General features: G+C 72.9%; 22 protein-coding genes. 19 read left to right on the plus strand and 3 right to left on the minus strand.

The annotated features are described in order from the left end of the window. Positions 1-65: 65 nt before the first annotated feature. The 5 genes from yajC (at position 66) to ACMT9T_RS00895 (ending at position 6,133) form a co-directional block, all read left to right on the plus strand. A complete protein-coding gene (gene yajC, locus ACMT9T_RS00875) occupies positions 66-455 on the plus strand; it encodes a preprotein translocase subunit YajC (protein ID WP_414743826.1) in 390 nt (129 codons plus the stop codon). Positions 456-584: 129 nt separating this feature from the next. After that, a complete protein-coding gene (secD, locus tag ACMT9T_RS00880; protein WP_414743827.1) occupies positions 585-2,396 on the plus strand; it encodes a protein translocase subunit SecD in 1,812 nt (603 codons plus the stop codon). Further along, positions 2,396-3,406, plus strand: a complete 1,011-nt coding sequence (secF, locus tag ACMT9T_RS00885) for a protein translocase subunit SecF (RefSeq protein WP_414743828.1) — start codon at positions 2,396-2,398, stop codon at positions 3,404-3,406. Before secD ends, secF begins: the two co-directional genes overlap by 1 nt. Continuing rightward, positions 3,403-3,762 (plus strand): rhodanese-like domain-containing protein, encoded by a 360-nt coding sequence (locus ACMT9T_RS00890; RefSeq protein WP_414743829.1) that lies wholly within the window; start codon positions 3,403-3,405, stop codon positions 3,760-3,762. Before secF ends, ACMT9T_RS00890 begins: the two co-directional genes overlap by 4 nt. Before the next feature lie 121 nt (positions 3,763-3,883). After that, positions 3,884-6,133, plus strand: a complete 2,250-nt coding sequence (locus tag ACMT9T_RS00895) for a RelA/SpoT family protein (RefSeq protein WP_043669726.1) — start codon at positions 3,884-3,886, stop codon at positions 6,131-6,133. Here ACMT9T_RS00895 and ACMT9T_RS00900 read toward each other — a convergent pair. From ACMT9T_RS00900 to ACMT9T_RS00910, 3 genes are all read right to left on the minus strand, one after another. Next, positions 6,120-6,737 carry a type IV toxin-antitoxin system AbiEi family antitoxin gene (locus tag ACMT9T_RS00900; RefSeq protein ID WP_414743830.1) on the minus strand — a complete coding sequence of 206 codons (618 nt, stop codon included), beginning with the start codon at positions 6,735-6,737 and terminating at the stop codon, positions 6,120-6,122. The genes ACMT9T_RS00895 and ACMT9T_RS00900 overlap by 14 nt on opposite strands. Before the next feature lie 95 nt (positions 6,738-6,832). Beyond that, positions 6,833-8,065 carry a DUF349 domain-containing protein gene (locus ACMT9T_RS00905; protein WP_414743831.1) on the minus strand — a complete coding sequence of 411 codons (1,233 nt, stop codon included), beginning with the start codon at positions 8,063-8,065 and terminating at the stop codon, positions 6,833-6,835. A 259-nt stretch (positions 8,066-8,324) separates the two neighbouring features. Beyond that, on the minus strand, positions 8,325-8,618 hold the full coding sequence (locus ACMT9T_RS00910) for a dioxygenase (RefSeq protein ID WP_414743832.1): 294 nt from the start codon (positions 8,616-8,618) through the stop codon (positions 8,325-8,327). Positions 8,619-8,691: 73 nt separating this feature from the next. Here ACMT9T_RS00910 and ACMT9T_RS00915 point away from each other — a divergent pair, with 73 nt between their 5' ends. From ACMT9T_RS00915 to nusB, 14 genes are all read left to right on the plus strand, one after another. After that, entirely contained in the window at positions 8,692-10,107 is a 1,416-nt protein-coding gene (locus tag ACMT9T_RS00915) for a replication-associated recombination protein A (protein WP_414743833.1), read from the plus strand. A 248-nt stretch (positions 10,108-10,355) separates the two neighbouring features. Further along, complete coding sequence (gene rpsD / locus ACMT9T_RS00920; protein ID WP_012038492.1) at positions 10,356-10,985, plus strand: 30S ribosomal protein S4; 630 nt, start codon at positions 10,356-10,358, stop codon at positions 10,983-10,985. 190 nt (positions 10,986-11,175) lie between these two features. Continuing rightward, complete coding sequence (locus ACMT9T_RS00925; RefSeq protein ID WP_116055597.1) at positions 11,176-11,397, plus strand: hypothetical protein; 222 nt, start codon at positions 11,176-11,178, stop codon at positions 11,395-11,397. Positions 11,398-11,403: 6 nt separating this feature from the next. Then, complete coding sequence (alaS, locus tag ACMT9T_RS00930) at positions 11,404-14,061, plus strand: alanine--tRNA ligase (RefSeq protein WP_414743834.1); 2,658 nt, start codon at positions 11,404-11,406, stop codon at positions 14,059-14,061. After that, positions 14,061-14,546 carry a Holliday junction resolvase RuvX gene (ruvX, locus tag ACMT9T_RS00935; protein ID WP_414743835.1) on the plus strand — a complete coding sequence of 162 codons (486 nt, stop codon included), beginning with the start codon at positions 14,061-14,063 and terminating at the stop codon, positions 14,544-14,546. Before alaS ends, ruvX begins: the two co-directional genes overlap by 1 nt. After that, complete coding sequence (mltG, locus tag ACMT9T_RS00940) at positions 14,461-16,188, plus strand: endolytic transglycosylase MltG (RefSeq protein WP_414743836.1); 1,728 nt, start codon at positions 14,461-14,463, stop codon at positions 16,186-16,188. Before ruvX ends, mltG begins: the two co-directional genes overlap by 86 nt. Continuing rightward, entirely contained in the window at positions 16,181-17,071 is an 891-nt protein-coding gene (locus tag ACMT9T_RS00945; protein ID WP_414743837.1) for a shikimate dehydrogenase, read from the plus strand. Before mltG ends, ACMT9T_RS00945 begins: the two co-directional genes overlap by 8 nt. A 40-nt stretch (positions 17,072-17,111) precedes the next feature. Further along, positions 17,112-18,350 carry a chorismate synthase gene (aroC, locus tag ACMT9T_RS00950; protein WP_414743838.1) on the plus strand — a complete coding sequence of 413 codons (1,239 nt, stop codon included), beginning with the start codon at positions 17,112-17,114 and terminating at the stop codon, positions 18,348-18,350. Positions 18,351-18,352: 2 nt separating this feature from the next. After that, entirely contained in the window at positions 18,353-18,844 is a 492-nt protein-coding gene (locus tag ACMT9T_RS00955) for a shikimate kinase (RefSeq protein WP_414743839.1), read from the plus strand. Further along, positions 18,841-19,956: a 3-dehydroquinate synthase gene (gene aroB, locus ACMT9T_RS00960; RefSeq protein ID WP_414743840.1), complete on the plus strand. Its 1,116-nt coding sequence runs from the start codon at positions 18,841-18,843 to the stop codon at positions 19,954-19,956. The genes ACMT9T_RS00955 and aroB overlap by 4 nt, the downstream gene beginning before the upstream one ends. Then, positions 19,953-20,735: an SDR family oxidoreductase gene (locus ACMT9T_RS00965; protein WP_414743841.1), complete on the plus strand. Its 783-nt coding sequence runs from the start codon at positions 19,953-19,955 to the stop codon at positions 20,733-20,735. Before aroB ends, ACMT9T_RS00965 begins: the two co-directional genes overlap by 4 nt. Positions 20,736-20,755: 20 nt before the next feature. Then, positions 20,756-21,196 carry a type II 3-dehydroquinate dehydratase gene (locus ACMT9T_RS00970; protein ID WP_414743842.1) on the plus strand — a complete coding sequence of 147 codons (441 nt, stop codon included), beginning with the start codon at positions 20,756-20,758 and terminating at the stop codon, positions 21,194-21,196. Positions 21,197-21,310: 114 nt separating this feature from the next. Beyond that, positions 21,311-21,874, plus strand: coding sequence for an elongation factor P (gene efp / locus ACMT9T_RS00975; protein ID WP_063071749.1), 564 nt, complete (start codon positions 21,311-21,313; stop codon positions 21,872-21,874). Between the two features lie 4 nt (positions 21,875-21,878). Further along, positions 21,879-22,292, plus strand: a complete 414-nt coding sequence (gene nusB / locus ACMT9T_RS00980; protein ID WP_116055589.1) for a transcription antitermination factor NusB — start codon at positions 21,879-21,881, stop codon at positions 22,290-22,292. Positions 22,293-22,365: the final 73 nt, after the last annotated feature.

A 22,365-nucleotide genomic window follows, 5' to 3' on the forward strand; every position in this document is an offset into this window, starting at 1 on the left:
CTCCCGCGGAACGTCGCCGGTTCGTCGTGTCCGTCACACCCCAGCTCCTGAAAGGCCCGTCCCGCATGGACCCGTTCACCCTGATCATGTTCGCCGTCCTGGCGCTGCTCATCTTCTTCATGTTCCGCAACAGCCGGAAGCGCCAGAAGGACCTCGCCGAGCTGCAGACCCAGATGGTCCCCGGAGCCGAGGTCATGACGGCCTCCGGCGTCTACGGCACGCTCGTGTCCTTCGACGAGGAGAACAACCTCGCGTACCTCGAGGTCTCGCCCGGCACCGTGTTGAAGCTGCACCGCCAGACGATCGCGCGCGTGGTCGAGCCGACCACCCCGGTCGCCGACGACGCGTCCGTGCTCGTGGACGACGCCCCGGCCGCTGACGTCGTGGACGAGACCGGCACGCCGGACTCCACCCGCCGCCTCGACGACGGCGACGCGCCGACCGCGCGCTCCTGATCCACCCGGCGGGCGCCCTCCGGGCCGCCCGCCGCACCCGGGCCGGAACGCGCCCGGGCCAGCTCCCACCCTCCATCCGGGAACCGCGTCGTCGCGGCGGGCCTCCCGTGAAGAAAGTCGAGTGTCCAGGTGGCCAAGTCGCCCACACCGGTACGCAAGGCCCGGCGCAAGCTCGTCTGGCTCCTCGTGATCATCGGCCTCCTGGCCGGCGGCAACGCGGCCAGCGTCGCTTTCAGCAACGGATCCTGGGCCCCCAAGCTCGCGCTCGACCTCGAGGGCGGCACGCAGATCATCCTCGCGCCGCAGCTCGACGGCGCGTCGTCCGGCCCCACGAGCGAGCAGCTCGCCCAGGCGGTGTCGATCATCCGCCAGCGCGTCGACGCGAGCGGCGTGTCCGAGGCGGAGATCACGACGCAGGGCGGCAGCAACATCGTCGTGAGCCTGCCCGGCGAGCCCGACGCGGCCACCATGCAGCGCCTGCAGTCGTCCGCGAAGCTCGAGCTGCGCCCCGTGCTCGTCGGCGCCCCGGGCACCGCGTCGTCGGCCGCCACGCCGACGCCCGCCCCGACCGACGGATCCGCCCCCGCGGACAGCGCGGCCCCCGCCGACGGATCCACCCCGGCCCCCGCCGCGACGCCCGACCCCGCGACGCTCTCCGACGAGCCCACCGCCGAGCCCACGGGCCCGAGCGACGTGTCGTGGATCACGCCGCGCCTCCAGGCGCAGTTCGCCGCGTACGACTGCGCGACCGCCCCGGAGAGCGACGGGCAGTCCGCCCCCGCCGACCGCGCGATCATCGCCTGCGCCGACGACGGCGCCGCGAAGTACGTGCTCGGCCCGGTCGAGGTCGACGGCAGCACCATCTCCGACGCGACGAGCGGCCTGCAGCAGTCCAGCCAGGGCGTGAGCACCGGCACCTGGTCGGTCAACCTCGTCTTCGACGGCGACGGCACGAAGCAGTTCGGCGACATGTCGACCCGCCTCATCACGCTCGAGTCGCCGCGCAACCAGTTCGCGTTCGTGCTCGACAACGAGGTCATCTCGGCGCCGGTCACGCAGGGCGTCGTCACGAACGGCAAGCCCTCCATCACCGGCAACTTCACGCAGGAGAGCGCGAAGGCGCTGGCCGACCAGCTCAAGTTCGGCGCCCTGCCCCTCAGCTTCACGCTGCAGAGCTCCGACGTGATCTCCGCCACCCTCGGCTCCTCGCAGCTCACGAGCGGCCTGATCGCCGGCCTCATCGGCCTCGTGCTCGTGGTGCTGTACTCGCTCGTGCAGTACCGGGCGCTCGGCATGGTCACCGTCGCCTCGCTCGTGATCGCCGCGGTGATCACCTACCTGCTCATCACCCTGCTCAGTTGGCGGGAGGGGTACCGGCTGTCGCTCGCCGGGGTGGCGGGGCTCATCGTGGCCATCGGCATCACGGCGGACTCGTTCATCGTGTACTTCGAGCGCATCAAGGACGAGCTGCGCGACGGGCGCGGACTCGTCTCCTCCGTGGAGCAGGGCTGGAAGCGCGCGCTCCGCACCATCATCGCCTCGGACACGGTCAACTTCCTCGCGGCCGCCGTGCTGTTCATCCTCGCGGTGGGCAACGTGAAGGGCTTCGCCCTCACCCTCGGGCTCACCACGATCATCGACCTCATCGTCGTGTCGCTCTTCACGCACCCGATCCTGCAGCTGCTCGCGAACCGGCGCTTCTTCGCCGAGGGCCACCGCATGAGCGGGCTCGACCCGCGGGCGCTCGGCGCGGTCTACCGGGGACGCGCCACGTTCCGCGCGCCGACCGCCACCTCCGGACGCGGCGCCGCGGCGGCCAAGGAGGCCGCCCGCCGGCAGACCATCGCCGAGCGCAAGGCGGCCCAGGGCCAGGCGCCCGGATCCACGAAGACCGCGACGATCGACGCGCCGCGGGCCGACGACACGAGCAGGGACGACTGATGGCTGGCTTCTCCGAGTTCGGCAACGACCTCTACACGGGCAAGCGCTCGTTCGACATCGTCGGGCGCCGCCGCCTCTGGTACGGCATCGCGGCCGTCTGCATCCTCATCTCGATCCTCGGCCCGCTGGTGCGGGGCGGCTTCACGTTCGGCATCGAGTTCACGGGCGGATCCGAGTACACGGTGAGCGGCGTGCAATCGCAGTCGCAGGACATCGCGAGCGACGCGGTCGCCACCGTGACGTCCGTGCCCGCGCGGGTCTCGTCGGTCGGCAGCGACGGCGTGCGCGTCCAGACCGACCAGCTGCAGCCGGACGACAGCTCCGCCGTCCGGCAGGCGCTCGCGACCGCGTACGGCGTCGAGACGTCCAGCGTCACCGAGTCCTTCATCGGGCCGTCCTGGGGCCAGGACATCACCCGCCAGGCGCTGTGGGGCCTCGTCGTGTTCCTCGCCCTCGCCGCCGTCGTCATGTCGGTCTACTTCCGCACGTGGAAGATGTCGGTCGCGGCGATCATCGCGCTCCTGCACGACCTCGTCCTCACGGCCGGCATCTACGGCATCACGGGCTTCGAGGTGACGCCGGCCGCCGTCATCGGCTTCCTGACGATCCTCGGCTACTCGCTCTACGACACGGTCGTGGTGTTCGACAAGATCCGCGAGAACACCTCGGAGGACGGCCAGGAGTCCCGCCGCACCTTCGCGCAGTCGGTGAACCTGGCGGTGAACCAGACCCTGGTGCGCTCCATCAACACCTCGGTCGTCGCCATCCTGCCGGTCGGCTCGATCCTCTTCATCGGCGCCGTGGTGCTCGGCGCCGGCACGCTCCGCGACATCGCCCTGTCGCTCTTCATCGGCATCATCGTCGGCACCTACTCGACGATCTTCATCGCGGCTCCGCTCTACGCCCACCTCCGCGAGGGCGAGCCGAAGGTCAAGCGGGGCGACGCCCTCGCCGCTGCAGCCGCGAGCCGCGCCCAGGCCGAGCGCGCCGCGGCTACGGTGGAGGCATGACCAGCGCACAGGGGGCAGGCGTGCCCGAGGACCTCGACGCCGCGACGGCCAAGGCCCGCACGACCACCGGCGAGTCCTGGCTCCTCGACGTCCGCGAGCAGGACGAGTGGGAGGCCGGCCACTCCGCGGTCGCCCACCACATCCCGATGGGCGAGCTCGAGGCCCGCGCGGGGGAGATCCCGACGGACCAGCACATCGCCGTCGTCTGCCGATCCGGGCACCGCTCGTCGATCGCGACGCAGGCCCTCCTCCGCGGCGGCTTCGCCGCCTCCAACGTCACGGGCGGCATGCACGCCTGGTCCGAGATGGGCGGCGACCTCGTGACGGACGACGGCGAGCCCGGCCGCGTCGCCTGATCCCCTCACCGGCCACCCCGCGCGCGCATGCGCGCATGCGGTCCGTGCGACGGCAGCGTGGTCGGGAGCGTTCCGGCGCGGTGATAATTTGGTCTCCAGCACACGCCTGGGAGGCTGAACGATGACGGAGACGACCTCGAGCACGGCTTCCCTCCGGCGCCTGGTGCCCCGCCTCTTCTCCCGGGCGCAGCCCGCCGGGGCCGTCGAGCAGCTCATCCGCACCGCCCGGCTGCACCACCCCAAGTCCGACGTGAGCCTCATCGAGCGCGCGTACGCGGTCGCCGAGCGGGCGCACGAGGGTCAGAAGCGCAAGAGCGGCGAGCCGTACATCACCCACCCGGTCGCGGTGGCCCAGATCCTGGCGGACCTCGGGATCGGACCGAAGACGCTGGCCGCCGCCCTGCTCCACGACACGGTGGAGGACACGGACTACACGCTGGACATGCTCCGGCACGACTTCGGCGACGAGATCGCCATGCTCGTCGACGGGGTCACGAAGCTCGACAAGCTCAAGTACGGCGACAGCGCGCAGGCCGAGACCGTGCGGAAGATGGTCGTGGCCATGTCGAAGGACATCCGCGTCCTCGTCATCAAGCTCGCGGATCGCCTGCACAACGCGCGCACATGGGGCTTCGTCGAGTCGGCCTCCGCCGAGCGGAAGGCCAAGGAGACGCTCGAGATCTACGCGCCGCTCGCGCACCGCCTCGGCATCTCGACCATCAAGTGGGAGCTCGAGGACCTCTCGTTCGCCGTGCTGTACCCGAAGATCTACGTCGAGATCGAGAACCTCGTGAAGCAGCGGACGCCGCAGCGCGAGCAGTTCGTGCAGCAGGTGATCGACAGCGTCAACGACGACCTGCGCGCCGCCCGGATCCGCGGCAAGGTCGCCGGCAGGCCCAAGCAGTACTACTCGATCTACCAGAAGATGGTCGTGCGCGGCCGCGAGTTCGACGAGATCTACGACCTCGTGGGCATCCGCGTCCTGGTCGACTCCCTCCGCGACTGCTATGCCGTGCTGGGGGCCATCCACGCGCGCTGGACGCCGGTGCCCGGGCGCTTCAAGGACTACATCGCCACCCCGAAGTTCAACCTCTACCAGTCGCTGCACACCACGGTCATCGGGCCGAAGGGACGACCGGTCGAGATCCAGATCCGTACGCACGAGATGCACCAGCGCGCGGAGTTCGGCGTCGCCGCGCACTGGAAGTACAAGGAGCGGATGAACGGCGGGCGCACGACGGAGGTCTCTCCGCAGGGCGACACCGACCTCGCGTGGCTCGCGCACATCTCCGACTGGCAGTCGGAGACGGCCGATCCCGGCGAGTTCCTCGACTCTCTGCGCTTCGAGATCGGCGCGAAGGAGGTCTACGTCTTCACGCCGCACGGGAAGGTCATCGGCCTCCCTGCCGGCGGCACGCCCGTCGACTTCGCCTACGCCGTGCACACGGACGTCGGCCACCGCACCATGGGCGCGAAGGTCAACGGCCGCCTCGTGCCGCTCGAGAACCCGCTCACCACGGGAGACGTCGTCGAGGTGTTCACGTCGAAGAACCCCGACAGCGGCCCCAGCAAGGACTGGCTGGCGTTCGTCAAGAGCGCGCGCGCGCGGAACAAGATCAAGCAGTGGTTCACGAAGGAGCGCCGCGAGGAGGCGATCGAGCAGGGCAAGGACGCCATCGCCCGCGCCATGCGCAAGCAGAACCTCCCGCTCCAGAAGCTCATGAACCAGGACGCGTTCTCGGACGTGGCCCAGAGCATGAAGTACGACGACGTGGCCGCCCTGTACGCGGCCGTCGGCGAGGGGCACGTCTCGACCCAGTCGGTGATCGAGAAGGTGCTGTCGTCCATCCAGGGCGACAGTGGCGGGGAAGCCGAGGAGGTCTTCGCCGTCACCCAGCGCTCCCGTGTGTCGCGCAACAGCGACTCGGGCGTGCTGGTGCGCGGGGCGCCGGACATCCTGGTGAAGCTCGCCAAGTGCTGCACGCCCGTGCCGGGCGACGCGATCATCGGATTCGTCACGCGAGGCGCCGGCGTCTCGGTGCACCAGGCGTCGTGCCACAACGTCGACTCCCTGCGGTCGGAACCGGATCGCATGATCGAGGTCGAGTGGGCGCCGTCGTCCAAGAGCCTGTTCCTCGTCCACATCCAGGTGGAGGCGCTCGACCGGTCCGGCCTGCTCAGCGACGTGACGCGCGTGCTCTCCGAGCACCACGTCAACATCCTCTCCGCCTCCGTGTCCACGTCGTCGAACCGTCTGGCGATCAGCCGGTTCGTCTTCGAGATGGGTGACGTGACCCACCTCGACCGCGTGCTCAACGCGGTGCGGCGGATAGACGCCGTCTACGACGTCTACCGCGTCAACGGCGGCTGAGCGGACCCGGCGGACCCCCGCCGTCCGCCGAGGTCGCCGGGTCGACCGCGTCGGCTCGACGGGCGAGCGCGCCGAGCCGGGCGAGCGCCCGGCGCTTGTCGGGCAGCGCGCCGCAGTCCGCGAGGTGCTCGCGGGCCGCGGCGACCGTGACGCCGGGCAGCGCGAGGAGGCCGAGGCAGGCGCTCTCGTGCCGCGGGGTGAGGTCGGCCACCGTGCGCGCGATGTCGCACAGCGTGCGCAGCGGCGTGGTGACGCGGAGGCCGGCCAGCACGACCGTGTCGCGCTCGTCGAGCACCACCTCCCGGATGCGCACGTTCCGGAGCGCCGGCGGGTGGCAGCGCGCGACCGTGTCGACGCAGTACTCGTGCGTGCGCGGCGGGGTGCGCACGGCGCCGTGCACCCACGCCGCGGTCGACCGCTCCGCGATGAGGCGGGAGGGGACCTGCGCCGCGAGCGCGGCGGCGCGCAGCCACGGCGACGCGAGCTCGTCGACGGGGGAGTAGCAGGCGTCGACCTCGTACACCTCGCCGTCGAGACGGGCGGAGCACAGCTCGGCGAGGGGGAGGTCGAGCACGGACAGGACGGGGGCGAGGCGGGGTGACATGGGCGCACCATGCCACCGGCCTCTCCCGCACGGACGACGGCCCGGGATCCTGTGGAGGATCCCGGGCCGTCGTCGGGGTGCGGAGGGGGCGCGGGCTACGAGCCGAGCGCGTCCAGCCAGACGCGCCGGGCGGCGAGCGCCTCCTCGGCGTCCTTGATCCGACGGGCGTCGCCGTCGGCCTTGGCCGCGTCGAGCTCGCGCTGCAGCTTGTCGATGGCCGCGCCGAGCTGCGAGGCGAGGCCTTCGGAACGCGCCTTCGTCTCCGGGTTGTTCTTGCGCCAGAACTCCTCGTCGAGCGTGCGGACGTGGGTCTCGACCTTGCGGAGCCGGTCCTCGACGGTCTTGACGCTGTCACGGGGCACGCGCCCGATCGCGTCCCAGCGGAGCTGCACGGCGGTGAGCTTGTCGCGCGCGGCGGTGCGCTCGGTGATCTGCAGGATCGGCTCGGCCTCGTCGAGCAGCGAGAGCTTGGCCTGCAGGTTGGCCTGCTGCTCCTCGTCGTCCGCGGCGTCGACCTCGGCCTTGGCGCCGTAGAGCACGTCGCCCGCGGCCTTGAACTGCGCCCAGAGGGCGTCGTCGTAGCGCTTGCCGGCCCGCCCCGCGAGCTTCCACTCGTCGAGGAGCCGGCGGTAGGCGGGGATGCCGCCCACGCCCTGGGGCTCGAGCGCGCGCGCCTGCTCGACGATGGCCTGCTTCTTCGAGCGGGCGTCCTTGTGGGCGTTGTCGAGCTCGGCGAAGAACGCCTTGCGCTCGGTGTCGATGGTGGAGCGCGCCGTGCGGAAGCGCTTCCAGAGCTCGTTGGCCTCGTTCTTCGGCAGGCGCGGGCCGGTCTGCTGGTGCTGCTGCCAGCGGCCGAACAGGGCGTCCACCTCCGCGGTCAGCTGCTTCCACTGCACCTTGGAGAAGTCCTGGCTCGCGAGGCGCTCGGTCTCCTCGACGATGGCGGTGCGCTCGGCGATCGCGCCCTGCACCACCTGCCGCTGCTCCTCGCCCTGCTTCTCGGTGAGCTCGCCCACGGTGGCGGCGAGGACGTCGAGGCGCGCCCGGAGCGCGCCGAGGTCGCCGACGGCGTTCGCGCCGTCCACGGCCTCGATGAGGTGGGCGACCGCCTTGGACACGTCCGACGCAGGGGCGCCGCGCTTGGCGCGCTGCTCCAGGAGCGTGACCTGGCCGGCGAGGTCGGTGAACTTGCGCTGGAAGTAGGCCAGCGCCTCCTCCGGGGTGCCGTCCGGGTACTGGCCGACGGCGCGTTCGCCGTCGCCCTCGCGCAGGAAGACGGTGCCCGTCTCGTCGACGCGGCCCCAGGGGGTCTGCTCGTTGTCAACCACGGATTCCACCTCGTTCGTAGGACCGGACGGACCGGTGCGGAGACGTGCACGTCAGCCTAGAGCACGGTCATCGCGCGGGTTCGCCGCAGGCGGCGGCGGGCTGACCTGTCGATCATGCCCCAGCGCGGGCCGCGCTGGCGTCCGCCGGCACGGATCGGACCGCCCTCGCAGGGGCTCGTGAGGACCGGACGGCCGAGCCGGCTCGGCCCGATCACCCGCCTGGCTCAGCCGCGGGCGTCCCGCCGGACGCGCTGTCGTGTCAGGGGGCCGGGGTCGTGTCCGTCGGCGCGGGGTCGGCGGGGCCCGTCGGGGACGGTTCGGGCGAGGAGGGGGAGGACGACGGCGCCGGCGTCGGGGCCGGGGCGCCGGGTCCGGACTCGTACGCGAGCTGCGCGCCGACCGCGAGCGCGGCCACGAGGATCACGCCGACGACGGCCACCAGGTCGTCGCGACGACGGCGTCGGACGGCGCGGGCGTGCAGCTCCTGGCGGGCCGCGTAGCGGCGGAGCCGGGCCTGCGCCTCGCGGGCTGCGCGGTCGTTCCTGGGGGCCACGGCGTCCTCACGGTCGGTCCCGCCCGAGGCGGCGGTACGGGAACCCTAGCCGGTCGCGCCTACCATCGAGATCATGACCGACACGCGACCGGGCCTCCGCTCGGGGGCCACGCCCCTGGCCGTCCGGATGCGTCCCCGCAGCCTCGACGAGGTCACCGGCCAGCGGCACCTGCTGACCCCGGGATCGCCGCTCGTGAGCCTCGCCTCCGACGTGGCGGGGGAGCAGGGCTCGGTCTCGATCATCCTGTGGGGCCCGCCGGGCACGGGCAAGACGACTCTCGCGCAGGCGATCGCGCACGGATCCAGCCGTCGCTTCGTGGAGCTGTCCGCGGTGACGGCGGGCGTCCGCGACGTGCGCCAGGTGATGGAGAAGGCGCTGAGCGACCGCGACCTCTTCGGCGTCTCGACCGTGCTCTTCCTCGACGAGATCCACCGCTTCACGAAGGCGCAGCAGGACGCGCTGCTGCCGGGCGTGGAGAACGGCTGGGTCATCCTCATCGCGGCCACCACGGAGAACCCGTCCTTCTCCGTCATCTCGCCCCTCCTCTCCCGCAGCCTCCTGCTGACGCTCGAGCAGCTCGACGACGACGACCTCGGGGTGCTCGTCGACCGCGCCGTGGCGGACGCCCGGGGGCTCGGCGGGCGGTTCGCGCTGGACGACGACGCGCGCGCCATGATCATCCGGCTCGCCTCGGGCGACGCCCGCCGTGCGCTGACGGCGCTCGAGGCGGCGGCCGTCTCGGCGCAGGCGGACGCCTCGGGCAGGGCGCGCGCGGCGGAGGCGGACGAGGACGACGAGGGGGACGAGGACGGCGACGGCGACGAGGCCGCCCCCGTCGCCGATCCCGCGCCCATCCCCATCTCCACCGAGCAGGTCGCCCTCGCGGTCGACCGGGCGCTGCTCCGCTACGACCGCAACGGCGACGAGCACTACGACGTCATCAGCGCCTTCATCAAGTCGATCCGCGGATCCGACGTCGACGCCGCCCTCCACTACCTGGCGCGCATGATCGAGGCGGGGGAGGACCCGCGCTTCATCGCCCGGCGGATCATCGTCTCGGCCTCCGAGGACATCGGGCTCGCCGACCCGCAGGCGCTCGTCGTCGCGGTGGCCGCGGCGGACGCCGTGCAGCTCATCGGCATGCCCGAGGGGCGGATCCCGCTGGCCCAGGCCGTCGTGCACCTCGCCACCGCGCCCAAGTCGAACGCGTCCTACCTCGGCATCGACCAGGCGATCGCCGACGTGCGCGCCGGCGCCTTCGGACGCGTGCCGCTGCACCTCCGCGACGCCCACTACCCGGGCGCGAAGCGGCTCGGCCACGGCAAGGGCTACCGCTACCCGCACGACGCGGACATCGGGGTCGTGACGCAGCAGTACCTGCCCGACGAGCTCGTCGGCCGCACCTACTACTCGCCGACGCAGCACGGGCACGAGCGCGACCTCTCGACGCGGCTGGAGAAGCTGCGGCGCATCGTCCGCGGCGGGTGATCCCGGCGCGGCGCAGCCCCGGGATCGCCGCGATCGCGTGCTACGCTTGCTGACGCCTAGATGGGGTGTCGCGTGCGGCTGCGTCGACATCCAGATCCAAGGGACACGTCCTGTAGCCGGACGACCCGTGGCGAATCCCTCTACTTCCGCAGGAACCGCATCAGCGGTCTCGATCGTCGCGCGCCCATGCGTGTGCGCGGACGCCCTGCATCATCCGTAGTCAGAGACTTTCTCCCTGGAAGGAAAACGTGTCCACCAAGTCACGCACCCGCAGCAAGACCCGCCTCTCCCGCGCGCTGGGCATCCCGCTCACGCCGAAGGCGGCCAAGTACCTCGAGAAGCGCCCCTACGCGCCGGGCGAGCACGGCCGGTCCAAGCGCAAGCAGGACAGCGACTACGCGGTCCGCCTCCGCGAGAAGCAGCGCCTGCGCGCCCAGTACGGCATCCGCGAGGCCCAGCTCAAGATCGCCTTCCAGGAGGCGCGTCGCACCCAGGGCCTGACCGGTGAGAACCTCGTCGAGATCCTCGAGCAGCGCCTCGACGCGCTCGTCGTCCGCTCCGGCCTCGCGCGCACCACGGCGCAGGCCCGCCAGCTCGTCGTGCACCGCCACATCATGGTCGACGGCAAGATCGTCGACCGCCCCTCCTTCCGCGTGAAGGCCGGCCAGATGATCCACGTCAAGCCGCGCTCCGAGGGCACCGAGCCCTTCCAGGTCGCCGCCGCCGGCGGTCACGCCGATGTGCTGCCGAAGCTCCCCTCGTACCTCGAGGTCGAGCTCGACAAGCTGCAGGCCCGCCTCGTGCGCCTGCCGAAGCGCGCCGAGGTCCCCGTGACCTGCGAGGTCCAGCTGGTCGTCGAGTACTACGCGGCCCGCTAGCCCGACCGCACCACCGTCCGCGAGGCGGGTCGCCCTTTCGGGCGGCCCGCCTCGCGGCGTATCCGGGGCAGGGCGCCGGCCCGCTTCGGGAGGCCCGCGGCCCGGCCGGTAGGATCGCCCTCGGCCCCCGAGGCCTCTCGCGTACCGCACGTCACCTCCGTCAGGGGGCAGCTCCCGGAAGGGGAGAAGCATGAAGAACCTCGTCCTCATCGCCGTGGGGGTCGTCATCGGCTTCGCCGTCGCCCACGTGGTCGACCGCACGCCGGCCGGGCACCGCCTCCTCCAGGACGTCGACGCGCGCGCCCGCCGCTTCGGCGAGGCCGTCGAGGACGGCTACCGCCGCCGCGAGGCCGAGCTCCGCTCCGCCGTGGGCGAGGCCGAGGACACCATCACCGAGCTGGGAAAGCAGTAGAACCGCATGCAGACCGCAGACATCCGCAACGCCTGGCTGACCTACTTCGGCGACCGGGGGCACACCGTCGTGCCGTCGGCGTCGCTCGTGAGCGACGACCCCACACTGCTCTTCACGGTGGCCGGCATGGTCCCGTTCGTGCCGTACCTCACGGGCGTCGTGCCCGCGCCGTTCCCGCGCGCCACGAGCGTCCAGAAGTGCATCCGCACCCTCGACATCGAGGAGGTCGGCCGCACGCCCCGCCACGGCACGTTCTTCCAGATGAACGGCAACTTCTCCTTCGGCGACTACTTCAAGGAGCAGGCCATCGCGTACGCGTGGGAGCTGCTCACCACGAGCGAGGCCGACGGCGGGCTGGGCTTCTCGCCCGACGACCTCTGGGTCACCGTCTACCACGAGGACGACGAGGCCCGGCAGGCGTGGAAGCGCATCGCGGGACTGCCCGACGACCGGATCCAGGGCCTCGGCCGCGACACGAACTACTGGCACACCGGCCAGCCCGGCCCCGCGGGCCCCTGCTCCGAGATCTTCTTCGACCGCGGCCCGGCCTACGGCGCGGACGGCGGCCCGGCCACGGACGACGACCGCTACGTGGAGATCTGGAACCTCGTCTTCATGCAGTACCTGCGCGGGGTCGGCACGAGCAAGAGCGACTTCGAGATCCTCGGCGACCTGCCGAAGAAGAACATCGACACCGGCATGGGCCTCGAGCGCGTCGCCTTCCTCAAGCAGGGCGTCGAGAACATGTACGAGATCGACCAGGTGCGCCCGGTCCTCGACCGCGCCGCCGAGCTCGCGGGCCGACGCTACGGCGCCGACCACGAGGACGACGTGCGCATGCGCATCGTCGCCGACCACGTGCGCTCGTCCCTCATGCTCATGTCCGACGGCGTGCGCCCGTCCAACGAGGGGCGCGGCTACATCCTGCGTCGCCTCATGCGCCGCACGGTGCGCGCGATGCGCCTGATGGGCGTCGACGCGGCGACCTTCGGCGAGCTGTTCCCCGCGTCGCGCGACGCGATGAAGGCCGCGTACCCCGAGGTCTCCGACGACTTCGACCGCATCTCCCGCCTCGCCTACGCCGAGGAGGAGACGTTCCTCCGCACGCTCTCGGGCGGCACCACGATCCTCGACGTGGCCGTCGGCGAGACGAAGGCGAAGGGCGGCGAGCGGATCGCGGGCGACACCGCGTTCCTGCTGCACGACACGTTCGGCTTCCCCATCGACCTGACGCTGGAGATGGCGGAGGAGAACGGCCTCACGGTCGACCGCGAGGCCTTCGACCGGCTGATGCTGGAGCAGCGCACGCGCGCCAAGGCCGACGCCAAGAGCAAGAAGACGGCGCTGGCCGACCTCACCGTCTACAGCGAGTTCCGCGCGGCGGGCGAGACGCGCTTCACCGGGTACGACGAGCTCGAGACGGGCACGACGATCCTCGGCCTCATCGTCGGCGGGCACAGCGTCGACCACGCGGTCGCGGGCGACATCGCCGAGGTCATCCTCCCCGAGACGAGCCTCTACGCGGAGTCCGGCGGGCAGGAGGCCGACGCCGGCAGCATCGTGGGCCAGGGCTTCGACCTCGAGGTGCTCGACGTCCAGAAGCCCGTGAAGGGCCTCATCAGCCACCGCGTGCAGGTCCGCTCGGGCGAGGTGGGCGTCGGCGACGCCGCCACGACCGTCGTCGACGCCGACTGGCGCCGCGGAGCGACCCAGGCGCACTCCGGCACGCACCTCGTGCACGCCGCGCTCCGCCAGGTGCTCGGCCAGGACGCGCACCAGTCCGGCTCGTACAACCGCGCCGGCTACATGCGCCTCGACTTCGCGTGGAACCAGGCGCTGAGCCCGGAGACGCGCAGCGAGATCGAGGACATCGCGAACGGCGCCGTGCGCGACGACCTGCAGGTCGTGACACGGGTCATGCCGATCGACGAGGCCAAGCAGCTCGGCGCCATGGCGCTGTTCGGCGAGAAGTACGGCGACACCGTGCGCGTCGTCGACATCGGCGGCCCGTGGTCGCGCGAGCTCTGCGCGGGCACGCACGTGTCCTCCAGCGCGCAGATCGGGCTCATCAACGTCGTCGGGGAGTCGTCCGTCGGATCCACCAACCGCCGCATCGAGTCGCTCGTGGGCCGCGAGGCGTTCCAGGACCTCGCCGTCGAGCGCGCCATCGTGTCGCAGCTCACGTCGAGCCTCAAGACGCCGCGCGAGCAGCTGCCCGACCGCATCGCCGACCTCATGCAGAACCTCAAGACCGCGGAGCGGCGCATCGCCGACTTCGAGGCGCAGGCGCTGCAGCAGCGCGTGCCCGCGCTCCTGCAGCAGGGCGCGCGCGTGGGCGCCGTCACGCTGATCCAGGAGTCGCTCGGCGCGGTCCGCTCGGCGGACGAGGTGCGGCAGCTCGTGACCCTCGTGCGCGAGCGCGCGGGGTCCGAGCCGGTCGTCGTCGCCCTCGCGGGCGACGCGGGCGGCAAGCCGACCGTCATCGTCGCCACCAACCAGGCCGCGCGCGACGCCGGCGCCAAGGCGGGCCAGCTCGCCCGCGCCGCGGCGGCGGTGCTCGGCGGCGGCGGCGGCGGCAAGGACGACCTCGCCCAGGGCGGCGGGTCCGACGTGTCGGCCATCGCCGGCGCGCTGGCCGCCGTCCGCCAGGCGCTCGCGTCCTGATGCGGGTCGGCGCGCGTCTCGCGGTCGACGTCGGGAAGGCGCGCATCGGGCTCGCCCGGTCGGATCCGCACGGCCTGATCGCGACGCCCGTCGAGACCGTCCCGCGCGACGCGGGCGGCTCGGCGGACGTGCGGCGGATCCTGGAGGTCGCCGCGGAGGTCGACTGCGTGGAGCTCGTCGTGGGCCTGCCGCTCGCGCTCTCCGGTCGCGCGACGGCGTCCACGGACGACGCCGAGGGCTTCGCCCGGCGCCTCGCGGACGCCTCCCCGATCCCGGTCCGGCTCGTCGACGAGCGGCTCTCGACGGTGTCCGCCCAGAGCGCGCTGCGCTCCTCGGGCAGAGGCTCCCGTAAGCAGAAGCCCGTGATCGACCAGGTAGCGGCCGTTATAATCCTTCAACATGCGCTCGAGAGCGAGCGCACCGCCGGCTCCCCACCCGGTGCTCTCGTCCCGAGGAACCGAGTCGATCCTGACCGACACGCCTGAGACCGATCCCGCCCGACGCGCCACGACGGCCGCGGGCGCGGGCGGCGACCCCTTCGAGAGCCTGTTCGGCGACGTCGCCGCGGCTCCCGACACCGGACCCGACCGCCCCTCGGCCCCCGCCGCCGCATCCGGCCCCGCACCTGCCGCCGACGCTCCGCGGGGTGCGGGACCCGGCATCGGCACGGGCGCGCCCATGACGCGTCGCGAGCTCCGCGCCCTCCGCGAGGCCGCCGAGGCGCGCTCGGGCCAGGAGTCTCGCGTCCCGGACGACGTCCCGCCTGCGGCGCCTGCTGCTCCGGCTCCCGCGCCCTCGGCTCGTCCTGCCGCGTCGGCGGCCCCCGCGCGTCCCGCCGCGGACGTCCGCCCCCGCGCGGACGCCCGCCCCCGCCCGGATGTCGCCGCCGCCGCGTCGACCTCGGCGTCCTCCGCAGCGGGCGACGCCTCGTCCGCCTCCGCAGCAGCCCTCGGCGTCGCGGCCTCCGCCGACGCCCCCGCCCGCTCGGCGTCCACCCCGTCCCGCTCCGACGCGCGCGACGGAGCCCGGGGATCGACGCCCCGACGGACCCCGCCCGTCCTCCCGAAGGCGAAGCGCCGCCACCCCAAGTGGCCCTACGTCGTGGTCCTGCTCGTGGTGCTCTTCGGCGGCGCGGGCGTCATCGCCACGTCGCTGTTCGGCCCCGTGGTGAGCGCGCTGCTCACGCCCGCCGAGCCCACCGACTACGACGGCGACGGCGCGGGCGAGGTGCAGGTGGTCGTCAAGACGGGCGACACCGGCAGCACGATCGGCGACACGCTCGCCGCGCAGGACGTCGTGAAGACGTCGAAGGCCTTCTACCAGGCCGTGGTCCGCTCGGGCAGCGAGGTCGTCTTCCAGCCGGGCACGTACACGCTGCGGAAGCAGATGAGCGCGGCCTCCGCGCTGCAGATGCTGCAGGATCCGGCCAGCCAGATCCAGGCCAAGGTCACCATCCCCGAGGGGCAGACCGTGGCGCAGGCGTTCGAGCTCGTCGCGGAGGGCACGGGCACGCCCGTGGCCGAGCTGGAGGCGGCCACCGCCGACCGGGCCGCGCTCGGCATCCCGGCCGAGGCGCCGAACATCGAGGGCTACCTCTTCCCCGCGACCTACGACTTCCCGCCCGGCACGTCCGCGACGGACATGGTGAAGGCCATGGTCGGCCGCACCTTCCAGGCGCTCGACCAGGCGGGCGTCCCCGCCGGCGACCGGCACCGCGTGCTCACGATGGCGGCGCTGATCCAGAAGGAGGCGCGCTTCGAGGGCGACTTCTACAAGGTGTCGCGCGTGTTCCAGAACCGCATCGACGCCGGCATGCCGCTGCAGTCCGACGCGACCGTCGCGTACGGGGCGCAGTCCGTGGGACGGGTCACCACCACCGACGCCGAGCGCGCCGACGACAACCCGTGGAACACGTACGTGCACCCGGGCCTGCCCGTCGGGCCCATCTCCAACCCGGGCGACCTGGCGATCAAGGCGGCCATCGCGCCCGCGGACGGGCCGTGGCTGTACTTCGTCACCGTCAACACCATCACGGGCGACACCGTCTTCTCGCAGACGTACGAGGAGCACCTCAAGGCCGTCGCGCAGTGGCAGCAGTTCATGAAGGACAACCCGGGCAATGGCTGATCCGCGGACGCCGGCCGTGCGGCTGGCGGTCCTCGGCAGCCCCATCGCGCACTCGCTGTCGCCGCGCCTGCACCGGGCGGCGTACGACCTGCTCGGGCTCGACTGGGCGTACGAGGCCGTGGAGTGCACGGGGGCCGAGCTGCCCGCGTTCGTCGCGGGCCTCGGATCCGGCTGGCGCGGCCTCTCGCTGACGATGCCGCTCAAGCGCGACGTGCTGCCGCTCCTCGACCGGCTCGACGACACCGCCCGGCTCGCGGGCGCGGCCAACACGCTGCTCGTGGAGCGGGACGGCGAGGGCGCCGTCATCCGTCGCGGCGCCAACACCGACGTCGCCGGCATCGTCCGCGCGTTCGGGATGGCCGGCGTCGAGCGGTGCGGGCGCGCGGTCGTGCTCGGCGCCGGATCCACGGCGCGCTCGGCCGTCGTCGCGCTCGCCCGGATGGGCGCGCGCGAGGTCGTCGTGGCGGCCCGGCGGCCGGAGCAGGGGCGGGAGCTCGCGCCGCTCGCCGACGAGCTGGCCGTCGCGCTCGGCGTCGTGCCGCTCGACGCCGCGGTGGGCGCGCTCCGCGACGCCGACACCGTGATCAGCACCCTGCCGGGCGACGCCGCCGCGGCCGTGCCGCTGCCCGGGGCCCTGCCCGAGGCGACCGTCCTCCTCGACGTGACGTACGCGCCCTGGCCGACCGGCATCGCCGCCGCCTGGGAACGCGCGGGCGGCCGCGTGGTCCCGGGGATCGACATGCTCGTGCACCAGGCGCTCGGGCAGGTGCGCCTGTTCGCGCAGGGCGACGACGTGCGACCGCTGCTCGACGAGGAGCGCGTGCTGGCCGCCATGCTCGCGAGCGTCGGCCGCGATCCGCGGAGGCCCTGGACCGGGGCCTGACCCGCGGGAGCGCCTCCGGGCGCTGTGGGAGGATGGGCGCATGCTGCGTTGGCTCACCGCCGGGGAATCCCACGGCCCCGAACTCATCGCCGTCCTGGAGGGCCTGCCCGCGGGCGTGCCCGTCAGCCTCGACGGCATCCGCGCCGACCTCGCCCGTCGCAAGCTCGGCTACGGCCGCGGCGCGCGCATGGGGTTCGAGCAGGACGAGCTGAGCCTCTCCACGGGCGTGGTGCACGGGCGCACGCTCGGCAGCCCCATCGCGGTGCGCATCGGCAACACGGAGTGGCCCAAGTGGGTCGACATCATGAGCCCCGAGCCCGTGGATCCCGAGAAGCTGCAGGGCGCGCGCGCCGCGGCCCTCACGCGCCCCCGCCCCGGCCACGCCGACCTCGTGGGCATGCAGAAGTACGACTTCGACGAGGCCCGCCCCGTGCTCGAGCGCGCGAGCGCCCGCGAGACCGCGGCCCGCGTCGCGCTCGGCGCCGTCGCCCGCGCGTTCCTCGCCGAGCTCGGGATCACGCTCGTCAGCCACACGCTCTCCATCGGCCCCGTCCGCGTGCCCGAGGGCGCGCCGCTGCCGACGCCGGCCGACGTCGACGCGCTCGACGCGGATCCGCTGCGCTGCTTCCACGCCGAGACGAGCGCCCGCATGGTCGCCGAGGTCGACGACACGAAGGCGAGCGGCGACACGGTCGGCGGCGTCGTCGAGGTGCTCGCCTACGACCTGCCGCCGGGCCTCGGCTCGCACGTGCACTGGGATCGCCGCCTCGACTCGAAGCTCGCGGCCGCGCTCATGGGCATCCAGGCCATCAAGGGCGTGGAGGTCGGCGACGGCTTCCTCACCACCACGCGCCGCGGATCCGAGGCGCACGACGAGCTGTTCTCCACCGCTGCCGGCATCGGCCGCTCCACCGACCGCGCCGGCGGCACCGAGGGCGGCATGAGCACGGGCACCGTCCTCCGCGTCCGCGCCGGGATGAAGCCCATCGCGACCGTGCCGCGCGCGCTCCGCACGGTCGACACCGCGACGGGCGGCGCCGCCCCGGCGAACCACCAGCGCTCCGACGTGTGCGCCGTGCCCGCCGCGGGCGTCGTCGCCGAGGCCATGGTCGCGCTCACGCTCGCCGACGCCGTGCTCGAGAAGTTCGGCGGCGACTCCGTGGGCGAGACCCTCCGCAACCTCCGCGGCTACCTCGACGCGATCCCCGAGGGTCGCCGCTCCGGCGCCGACCTCGTGGACGAGGCGGACGCCGCACCGCCCGCACCGCCCGAGGCCTGAGCGTGCCGGTCGTCCTGATCGGCCCGCCCGGCGCGGGCAAGACCACGGTCGGCCGCCGCGTGGCCCGCGGGCTGGGCGTGCCGTTCACGGACACCGACCGCGCCGTCGTGGACGCGCACGGACCCATCGCCGACATCTTCCGCGAGCACGGCGAGCCGCGGTTCCGCCAGCTCGAGCGCGAGGCGGTCGCGCGGGCGCTCGCGGACGGCGGCGTCGTCTCGCTCGGCGGGGGAGCCGTGCTGGATCCCGCCACCCGCGCCGACCTCGCCGCGTGCCCGGTCGTGCTCCTCACCGTCAGCGAGCACGCCGTGCGCGCGCGGATCCGCGGCGACGACCGCCCGCTCGTCGACGGCCTCGACAGCTGGCGCCGCATCGTCGCCGACCGCGAGGAGCTCTACCGCTCCCTCGCCGACCTGACCATCGACACCTCCGACCGCCCGCTCCCGCGCATCGTCCGCGAGATCGAGCGCTTCGCCCGGGAGAGGCAGCCATGACCGACCAGAACGCCCCCGAGACCGCCGTCGCCGAGCCCGGCGCGCCCACCGTGATCCACGTCTCGGGCACGCCGGGCTACGACGTGACCGTGGGCCGCGGCCTCATCCCGGGCGTGGGCGCGCTGCTCGGGCCGCGCGTCCGCAAGGTGCTCATCGTGCACGCGCCGGCCCTCGCCGAGGAGGCCTCGCGGCTCCGCGAGCGCCTGCAGGGCGACGTGGAGGTGTACCTGGCGGAGGTGCCCGACGCCGAGGGCGCCAAGCGCATCGAGGTCGCCGCGTTCTGCTGGAAGATCATGGGCACCACCGACTTCACGCGCTCCGACGCCGTGATCACGCTCGGCGGTGGCGCCACGACCGACCTCGGCGGCTTCGTCGCGGCGACGTGGCTGCGCGGCGTGATGCTCATCCAGATCCCGACGACCGTGCTCGCCATGGTGGACGCGGCCGTCGGCGGCAAGACCGGCATCAACACGTCCGAGGGCAAGAACCTCGTCGGCGCCTTCTACGCGCCGACCGCCGTGATCGTCGACCTCGACCTCCTCGCGACCCTGCCGCGGGAGGAGATCGTGACGGGCTTCGCGGAGATCGTGAAGGCCGGGTTCATCGCCGTGCCCGAGATCCTCGACGTCATCGAGCGCGACGTCGCGCGCGTCACCGACCCGACGAGCCCCGAGTTCCGGCACGTCGTTGAGCTCGCCATCGCCATGAAGGCCGAGGTCGTGGGGGAGGACTTCACCGAGAAGGGCCGCCGCGAGATCCTCAACTACGGGCACACGCTCGGCCACGCCATCGAGCACGCGGAGCGCTACCGCTGGCGGCACGGCGCGGCCGTCGCGGTGGGCATGGTCTTCGCCGCCGAGCTGTCGCGGCTCACCCGCTCGCTGTCGGACGAGGCGGTCGACCGGCACCGGCGGATCCTCGACTCGCTCGACCTGCCCACGAGCTACCCCGTCGGCCGCTGGCCCACGCTCGTCGCGAGCATGAAGCGCGACAAGAAGGCGCGCGGCGACATGATGCGCTTCATCGTGCTCGACGGCGTCGGCCGCGCCAGCGTGCTCAACGGGCCCGAGGAGGCGCTGCTGTTCGCCGCGTACCAGGAGATCGGCTCGTGACCGACCCCGCGCATCCGGGCGCGCCGCGGCCCGTCGCCCTCATCACGGGCGTCGGCCGGGTCTCCGGCATCGGCGCGGCCATCGTGGAGAGCCTCGCGCTCGACGGCTGGGACGTGGCGTTCGCCTACTGGTCCGGGTACGACGAGCGGATGCCGTGGGGCCGCCAGCCCGAGGATCCCGCCCGGGTCGCCGATGCCGTGGCGCGCGCGGGCGGCCGCGCGCACGCGATGGAGGCCGACCTCCTCGACACGGACGCCGCGGACCGGCTCCTCGAGGGCGCCGAGCAGGAGCTCGGCCCGATCACCGCGCTCGTCCTCGCCCACTGCGAGTCCGTCGACAGCCCCCTGCTGGACACGACGGTGGAGGACCTCGACCGGCACCTCGCGGTCAACGTGCGGGCGTCGCTGCAGCTCATCCAGGGCTTCGCCCGCCGGTACCGCGCGATGCCGGGAGCCGGCCGGATCGTCGCGCTCACGAGCGACCACGTCGTGGGCAACGTGCCCTACGGCGCGTCGAAGGCCGCGCTCGACCGCATCGTGATCGCGGCGGCGCGCGAGCTCGAGGACATCCGCATCACCGCCAACCTCGTGGATCCCGGCCCCACCGACACGGGCTGGTTCACGCCCGAGATCCGGGCGCACCTGCAGGAGACCACGCCGCGCGGGCGCCTCGCCGAGCCGCGCGACGCGGCAGCCCTGGTCAGCTTCCTGCTCTCGGCCGAGGGCGGCTGGATCAACGGCCAGCGCATCCGCTCCGACGGCGGCCAGAGCGTCGGCTGACCCGCCCTAGGCTGGGTCGCATGTCACGCGTGCTCGTCCTCAACGGCCCCAACCTCGGACGGCTCGGCAGCCGCGAGCCCGACGTCTACGGGACGGGATCCCTGGAGGACCTCCGCCGCGAGCTCGTCGCGTTCGCGCCGTCCGACGTGGAGATCGACCTCCGTCAGACGGACGACGAGGCGACCCTCATCGGCTGGCTGCACGAGGCCGTCGACACCCGGACGCCCGTGATCATGAACCCGGCCGCGTTCACGCACTACTCGTACGCGCTCCGCGACGCCGCCGCGCTCGTGACGAAGGCGGGGATCCTGCTCCTCGAGGTGCACCTGTCCAACCCGCACGCGCGCGAGGAGTTCCGGCACACCAGCGTCATCTCGCCCGTGGCCTCAGGCGTCATCGCGGGCCTCGGCCAGGGCTCGTACCTCCTCGCCCTCGCGCACGTGGTGACCGGCACCCGATAGGCTGATCCCTCAGGAAAGCCGCACGCGCCCCTCGGGCCCCCGCGGCGTCCTCCGCGCCGGCACCTCTCGCCGCCGCCGCATCCCGCTCGTCGAACAGGCAAGGACCCTCCCCGCATGGCCTCTACCGCTGACATCAAGAACGGCATCGTCCTCAACATGGACGGCCAGCTGTGGACCGTCATCGAGTTCCAGCACGTGAAGCCGGGCAAGGGCGGCGCGTTCGTGCGCACCAAGGTCAAGAACGTCATGACCGGCAAGGTCGTCGACCGCACGTTCAACGCGGGCGCGAAGATCGAGACCGAGACGGTCGACCGCCGCGACTTCCAGTACCTCTACGCCGACGGCGAGAACTTCGTGTTCATGGACACGAGCGACTACGACCAGATCACGCTGTCCGCCGCGCAGGTCGGCGACGCCAAGAACTTCATGCTGGAGAACCAGGACGTCACCGTGGCGCTGCACAACGGCGAGGGGCTCTACGTCGAGCTGCCCGCGTCGGTCGTGCTGACCATCACGTACACGGAGCCGGGCCTGCAGGGCGACCGCTCGACGGGCGGCACCAAGCCCGCGACGGTCGAGACCGGGCACCAGATCCAGGTCCCGCTCTTCCTCGAGCAGGGCACGCGCGTCAAGGTGGACACCCGCACGGGCGACTACCTCGGCCGCGTCACCGACTGACCCCGTGAGCGCACGCACCAAGGCGCGCAAGCGCGCCCTCGACGTCCTGTACGTCGCCGACATCCGCGGGGAGAGCATCCCCGCCACCCTCGCGGTCGAGCAGCAGCGCGCCGCGGCCGAGCCCGACCGGCAGGCCTCGTGGCAGTACGCCCGCGAGATCGCCGAGGGGTTCGTCGAGCACCAGGACGAGATCGACGAGCTCATCGAGACGTACTCGGTGAACTGGACCCTCGCCCGCATGCCCGCCGTCGACCGCGCGATCCTGCGCATCGGCATCTGGGAGATCCTGTTCAACCAGGACGTGCCCGACGGCGTCGCCATCTCGGAGAGCGTCGACCTCGCGTCGTCGCTGTCGACCGACGAGTCGGCGTCGTTCGTGAACGGCATGCTCGCGCGCATCGCGGCCACGCAGGCCTGATCCCGCCCGCCGTTACGCCGCGTGACGGAACGCGACGGCGTGTGACGCGGCCCCGGGCGGCGGCGAGCGCGTC

The sequence above is a fragment of the Clavibacter vidaverae genome, from assembly GCF_047529985.1.
In the GTDB taxonomy this organism is placed as follows: domain Bacteria; phylum Actinomycetota; class Actinomycetes; order Actinomycetales; family Microbacteriaceae; genus Clavibacter; species Clavibacter nebraskensis_A.